Consider the following 2,122-nt stretch of genomic DNA (forward strand, 5'->3'; position numbering starts at 1 on the left):
ATCAAACTTTGATTAACACAGCCTAATTAATGCTAAATAAACCCCAAAACAAACGCTTGTTGTTAAAATTTTGTTTCAATATGAAACACTAATCCCTTGTAAAAACTTTAAATTTTAAAAAATAAACAAACAACCCCCTTAAATTGTATAATTAAAACACTATAAATTAAAAAGAGATAACCATGAGAAAACTATTCATCCCACTTTTATTATTCAGCGCTTTAGAAGCGAATGAGAAAAATGGCTTTTTCATAGAAGCCGGCTTTGAAACCGGGCTATTAGAAGGCACACAAACGCAAGAAAAAAGACACACCACCACAAAAAACACTTACGCAACTTACGATTATTTACCCACAGACACGATTTTAAAAAGAGCGGCTAGTTTGTTCACAGACGCTAAATCCATATCACAATTAAGCTTTTCATCTTTATCTCCTGTTAGAGTGTTGTATATGTATAATGGTCAATTAACTATAGAAAATTTCTTACCTTATAATTTAAGCAATGTGGAGCTTAGTTTTAAAGACGCTCAAGGCAATGTGATCGATCTAGGGGTGATAGAGACTATCCCCAAACACTCTAAGATTGTTTTACCTGGGGAGGCGTTTGATAGTCTAAAAGAGGCGTTTGATAAAATTGGCCCCTATACTTTCTTTCTTCCAAAATTTGAAGCCACTAGCACTTCTATTTCTGACGCTAACACGCAAAGGGTGTTTGAAACGCTCAATAAGATTAAGACAGATTTGGTCGTAAATTATAGGAATGAAAACAAATTCAAAGATCACGAAAGCCATTGGGAAGCTTTCACTCCACAAACCGCAGAAGAATTCACTAATTTAATGTTGAACATGATCGCTGTCTTAGACTCCCAATCTTGGGGCGATGCGATCTTAAACGCTCCTTTTGAATTCACTAATAAAGGCGGAGGAGGGGAATGCGATACGAGCAAAGAGAATGAATGCGTAAATCCCGGAACAAACGGGCGTGTCAATTCCCAAAATAAAAGTTATGTGTTAAACAAGCAAGACATTATTAATAAATTTAGAAACAAAGCGGATCTTGATGTAGTTATTCTAAAGGATTCAGGGGTTGTAGGGCTTGGGAGTGATATTACCCCTAGCAACAACGATGATGGTAAGCATTATGGCCAGTTGGGGGTAGTGGCTTCTGCTTTAGATCCTAAAAAACTCTTTGGCAATGACCTTAAGACTATCAATTTGGCTGATTTAAGAACCATCCTGCATGAATTCAGCCACACTAAAGGCTATGGGCATAACGGGAATATGACCTATCAAAGAGTGCCAACCGGTCAAAGTGAAAATGGCAAACCAAAAGATTCTGATGGCCTCCCCTATAATGTGTGTTCGCTTTATGGGGGTTCCAATCAGAGCGCTTTCCCTAGCAACTACCCTAATTCCATCTATCACAATTGTGCGGATGTCCCAGCTGGCTTTTTAGGGGTAACAGCAGCGGTTTGGCAGCAGCTTATCAATCAAAACGCTTTACCTATCAATTACGCCAATTTGAACGCTCAAACAAACTACAATCTAAACGCTAGTTTAAACACGCAAGATTTAGCCAATTCCATGCTCAGCACCATTCAAAAAACCTTTGTCACTTCTAGCGTTACCAACCACTATTTTTCAAGCACTTCACAGAGTTTTAGAAGCCCTATTTTAGGGGTTAATGCTAAGATAGGCTATCAAAACTACTTTAATGATTTCATAGGGTTAGCTTATTATGGCATTATCAAATACAACTATTCTAAAGCCCTTAATCAAAAATTCCAGCAATTGAGCTATGGTGGGGGGATAGATTTGTTGTTGGATTTTATCACCACTTACTCTAATAAAAATAGCCCTATAGGCATTCAAACGAGAAGAAACTTTTCATCATCTTTTGGTATCTTTGGGGGGTTAAGGGGCTTGTATAACAGCTATTATGTGCTCAATAAAGTCAAAGGGAGCGGTAATTTGGATGTGGCTACTGGGTTGAATTACCGCTATAAGCATTCTAAATATTCTGTAGGGATTAGCATCCCTTTAATCCAAAGAAAAGCTAGCGTCGTTTCTAGTGGTAGCGATTACACGAACTCTTTTGTTTTCAATGAAGGGGCTAGCCA

The 2,122-nt window shown here is 37.9% G+C and carries 1 protein-coding gene; it reads left to right on the plus strand.

What is annotated here, in order from left to right:
• Positions 1 to 182: 182 nt before the first annotated feature.
• On the plus strand, positions 183 to 2,122 hold a 1,940-nt coding region (locus EAL04_RS07825), incomplete at its 3' end, for a porin family protein (RefSeq protein ID WP_120974483.1).

The sequence above is a fragment of the Helicobacter pylori genome (assembly GCF_003638305.1).
In the GTDB taxonomy this organism is placed as follows: Bacteria; Campylobacterota; Campylobacteria; order Campylobacterales; family Helicobacteraceae; genus Helicobacter; species Helicobacter pylori_DJ.